At 72.2% G+C, this 4,534-nt stretch carries 3 protein-coding genes and 1 rRNA gene; 3 read left to right on the top strand and 1 reads right to left on the bottom strand.

Annotated features, from left to right (window positions below; all coding sequences use genetic code 11):
- The 3 genes from DZF91_RS27880 to DZF91_RS27870 form a co-directional block, all read left to right on the top strand.
- On the top strand, positions 1 to 1,230 hold a 1,230-nt coding region (locus tag DZF91_RS27880; RefSeq protein WP_117360107.1), incomplete at its 5' end, for a TROVE domain-containing protein.
- Between the two features lie 181 nt (positions 1,231 to 1,411).
- A complete protein-coding gene (locus tag DZF91_RS27875; protein WP_117360106.1) occupies positions 1,412 to 3,064 on the top strand; it encodes a DNA repair helicase XPB in 1,653 nt (550 codons plus the stop codon).
- A gap of 118 nt (positions 3,065 to 3,182) precedes the next feature.
- The gene (locus tag DZF91_RS27870) at positions 3,183 to 4,337 is read left to right on the top strand and encodes a DUF6528 family protein (RefSeq protein ID WP_117360105.1); all 1,155 of its coding nucleotides are present in this window, start codon (positions 3,183 to 3,185) and stop codon (positions 4,335 to 4,337) included.
- Between the two features lie 118 nt (positions 4,338 to 4,455).
- On the opposite strand, the gene rrf is transcribed toward DZF91_RS27870, so the two are convergent.
- Positions 4,456 to 4,534: ribosomal RNA gene (rrf, locus tag DZF91_RS27865) — 5S ribosomal RNA — on the bottom strand; the annotation flags it as partial.

The raw sequence follows: 4,534 nt of genomic DNA, 5'->3' as shown, positions 1-4,534 counted from the left end.
GTCGCCGCGCGCCTCGCGGCGGGCGCGCACGGCGGGAACCGCGCGCTCGTCCGGGCCGCCCTGCGCCGCGCCGACGAGCCGGGAGAGCTGCTGGCCTACTGGCGGTCCCGGTACGGCCGCGCGCTGCCGCAGCCGGTCAAGCGGGGCGTCGCGGACGCCGTCCGCGCCCTCTACACCGAACGGTCCCTGATCAAGTACGACACCGGGCTCGTCCGGTTCGCGGACGTGCTGGAGCTCACCCACCCGCGCGCCGCCGACGCCCGGCAGGGCGACCTGTTCCGGCACGCGATCGACCGCCGGCACGGGCACGACGCCGTGATCCCCGGGTCGCTGGCCGTGCTGCGCGCCCGGGCGGAGCTGCTGGCGCTGCCGACCGGCGCGCGACGGGAGCTGCTGGACCGCCCGGACGCCACCGACGTCCTGGCCGCCGCCGGGATGACCTGGGAGTCGCTGGCGGGCTGGCTCGGCGGACCGCTCAGCGCCGCGTTCTGGGAGCGGATCATCCCGTCGATGGGGTACTTCGCGCTGCTCCGCAACCTGCGGAACTTCGACAGGGCGGGCGTTCCGGACGAGCTCGCCGAGCAGGTCGCGGCCCGCCTCACCGACCCCGAGCAGGTCGCGCGCTCCCGCGTGCTGCCCATGCGGTTCCTGGCCGCGCACCGCGCGGCGGGCTCCCTGCGCTGGGCGTGGCCGCTGGAGCGGGCGCTGGACGCGTCGCTGGCGAACGTCCCGTCCCTGCCCGGCCGGACGCTGGTCCTGGTCGATCGCTCGTACTCGATGTTCGGCCGGCCGTCCGCGCGCTCGGAGCTCACCGCCGCGGACACCGCGGCGATCTTCGGGACGGCCCTGGCGCTGCGGGCCGAGAAGGCCGACCTCGTCCAGTTCGGCAGCGGCCACGAGCGCGTCCCGTGCCGGCGCGGCGACCCGGTCCTCGAGGTCGTCCAGCGGTTCCGGGACCTCGGCGGCACCGAGACGGCCGCCGCGCTCAGGGCCCGCTTCCGCGGGCACGACCGCGTCGTGATCGTCACCGACGAGCAGGCGTGGGGCGGCGACCCGACCGCCGTGGTCCCCCGGCGCGTCCCCGTCTACACCTGGAACCTCGTCGGCTACCGGCACGGGCACGCCCCGTCCGGGACCGCGACCCGGCACACCTTCGCGGGGCTGTCGGACGCCGCGTTCGCGATGATCCCCCTCATCGAGACCGGCCGCACCACCGGCTGGCCCTTCTGACCGCCGGGGATGTCCGCTGGGTCACAGCGGACATCCCCCGGGAAGAGCCGAGAGGTGCCGGGACGTTGTCTCCTCGGGGTAACGTGCGCAGACCGTCCCTGCCGCGGACGCGTCGCTCCGGCGCGTCCGCCCGCCGACCCCGTCCCACCCGCCGTCCGCTGAGCTTGGGGGCACCGTTTCCGTGACCGATGGGCCGCTGATCGTCCAGTCCGACAAGACGCTCCTGCTGGAGGTCGACCACGAGCTGGCCGACGCCTGCCGGCAGGAGATCGCGCCGTTCGCCGAGCTGGAACGCGCGCCCGAACACGTCCACACCTACCGGGTGACCCCGCTCGCGCTCTGGAACGCGCGCGCCGCCGGGCACGACGCCGAGCAGGTCGTGGACGCGCTGCTGAAGTACTCGCGCTACCCCGTCCCGCACGCGCTGCTCGTGGACGTCGCCGACACCATGGCCCGCTACGGCCGGTTGCGGCTGGAGAAGGACCCGGTCCACGGCCTGGTGCTGTCCTCGTCCGACCGCGCGGTCCTCGAGGAGGTGCTGCGCGCCAAGAAGATCAAGGGCATGGTCGGCGACCGCGTCGGCGACGACGCGGTGATCGTGCACGCGAGCGAGCGCGGCGCCCTCAAGCAGGCCCTGCTCAAGCTCGGCTGGCCCGCCGAGGACCTCGCCGGCTACGTGGACGGCGAGGCGCACCCCATCCACCTGGACGAGGACGGCTGGGAGCTGCGCCCCTACCAGCGCGAGGCCACCGACGCGTTCTGGCACGGCGGCTCGGGCGTCGTCGTCCTGCCCTGCGGCTCCGGCAAGACCACCGTGGGCGCCGCCGCGATGGCGAAGGCCAAGGCGACCACGCTGATCCTGGTGACCAACACCGTCTCCGCGCACCAGTGGAAGCAGGAGCTGCTGCGCCGCACCACCCTCACCGAGGACGAGATCGGCGAGTACACCGGGACGAAGAAGGAGATCCGCCCGGTCACCATCGCCACCTACCAGATCATGACGACCCGCCGGAAGGGCGTGTACCCGCACCTGGAGCTGTTCGACGCCCGCGACTGGGGCCTGGTCCTGTACGACGAGGTCCACCTGCTGCCCGCGCCGATCTTCCGGATGACCGCCGACCTGCAGGCCCGCCGCCGCCTCGGCCTCACGGCCACGCTCGTCCGCGAGGACAACCGCGAGGGCGACGTGTTCTCGCTGATCGGCCCCAAGCGGTACGACGCGCCCTGGCGCGACATGGAGTCGCAGGGCTGGATCGCGCCCGCCGACTGCGTCGAGGTCCGCGTCACCCTCACCGACTCCGAGCGCCTCGCCTACGCGACCGCCGAGCCCGAGGAGCGGTACCGCTTCTGCGCCACCACCGACACCAAGACCCGCCTGGTCGAGGCGCTGGTCAAGCGGCACGCGGGCGAGCAGCTGCTCGTCATCGGCCAGTACATCGACCAGCTGGACGAGCTGGGCGAACTGCTCGGCGCGCCAGTGATCAAGGGCGAGACGCGGGTGAAGGAGCGCGAGCGGCTGTTCGACGCGTTCCGGTCCGGCGAGCTGAACGTCCTGGTCGTGTCGAAGGTCGCGAACTTCTCCATCGACCTTCCCGAGGCGACGGTCGCCGTCCAGGTGTCCGGCGCGTACGGCTCGCGGCAGGAGGAGGCGCAGCGGCTCGGACGGCTGCTGCGGCCCAAGGCGTCCGGCGCCGGCGCGCGGTTCTACGCCGTCGTGGCCCGCGACACCCTCGACCAGGACTACGCGGCCCACCGGCAGCGCTTCCTGGCCGAGCAGGGATACGCCTACCGGATCGTCGACGCGGACGCCGTCCTGTCAGGCGACGACATTTAAGGTCATCTTTTCACCACGCCGCTTTTCGCATTCAGAGGGAAACTCCCGAACGGCTCGACATCGGCTCCGGTGATCGCGAGCATGGGCGCGCTCTCGTCGTCGTTCGGGAGGAGCGCCCATGCCACCCGTCTCCCGCCGCCGCAGCGGCGTCCGGTCGTCGTACCGCCTCCGCCGCGGACTCTCCTATGCCACAGTCACGATCGGCTTCACCAGCTCGTTCCTCGCCCTGGTGGACGGCCGGGCGCTCGCGTTCCGGTCCTCGAGGGTTCCCAGGATCGCGGCGATCGCGGCCGTGAACGAGGCCACCGAATCGGTCGAGTTCTACCCGGCTCCCAGGCTGGGCGAGGCGTGGAAGCCGGTGAAGCGCTGGCGCCCGGTGCCGGGCTGGGGCGGCGGGGTGGACGTCAAGCTGCGTCCGGGCGGGCCGTATGGCGGACGCGTCCTCGCCATCGCCGACGGGGTGTCCGGCTATGTCGGCATCTACAGCTATCCGGGGCTCACCCGTAAATGGTCCGCGCACGTGGGCCGCGGGCGTGCCGCCAACCTCCACGGCGTCGAGTTCCTGCCGGACGGCAACGTCGCCATCGCCAACGCGACCGGCCCGGGAGGCGGCAGCGTCAGGCTGCTCGCCCACAAGGGCGCGAAGGTCCTGGCGGTACGGCCCTTTCCCGGGGCGCACGAAGTGCTCTACGACCCGTCCCTGCACGTCCTGTGGGCCATAGGGAACGATCGGCTGTCGAAGTTCCGCTACCGGGCCGGCAAGCTCGGCCCCGAAGTCTCCTACAAGCTCCCGCGCTCCTCGGCCCACACGGTGCGGCGGAACTTCCCGGCCTACGGCCACGACGTCCAGCCGGTATACGGCCGCAAGGACCGTCTCTGGATCGCGACGAACGGCGGCATCACCCAGTTCTCCAAGACCGCCGTCAGGCGCTGCAGAATCGTCCGCACCAAGGTGAACTGGCCCCGACCGGGACTGGACGGCGCGGGCTTCCGCTTCTGCAACGACTTCCCGGGCGCGGCCTCCATCAACGCGGGGAACGCGCTCCAGGACAGGCGGGCCAGCTACCGCCGGCTCCCCAAGTCGATCGGCAACGACCCGGTCTCCGGCCGCGTCCTGCTCACCTTCCCGGCTCCCGCGCACGGCTACCACGACTGGACGACGCCGTGCGTGACGCTGTACAGCCGTCCGCGGTGGGTACCGATGTCGTTCAGCCCGAACACGGCGAAGACCGCGTACTACCGAGCCCGCTGGCTGGTCGCCGCCTACCAATAGCGCACGGCGCAGCAAAAGGGCCAAATGAAAAAGGCCCCGCCGGTGAGGGCGGGGCCCAAACGCTCAAAGAAAGAAGTGAGGCCCGCCACTCGAAAGCGGCGGGCCTCACCCAATATATGTCCGGCGGCGTCCTACTCTCCCACACAGTCTCCCATGCAGTACCATCGGCGCTGAGGGGCTTAACTACCGGGTTCGGG

The sequence above is a fragment of the Actinomadura logoneensis genome, from assembly GCF_003428695.1.
In the GTDB taxonomy this organism is placed as follows: domain Bacteria; phylum Actinomycetota; class Actinomycetes; order Streptosporangiales; family Streptosporangiaceae; genus Spirillospora; species Spirillospora logoneensis.
This window is presented reverse-complemented; position numbering and strand designations above follow the sequence as displayed.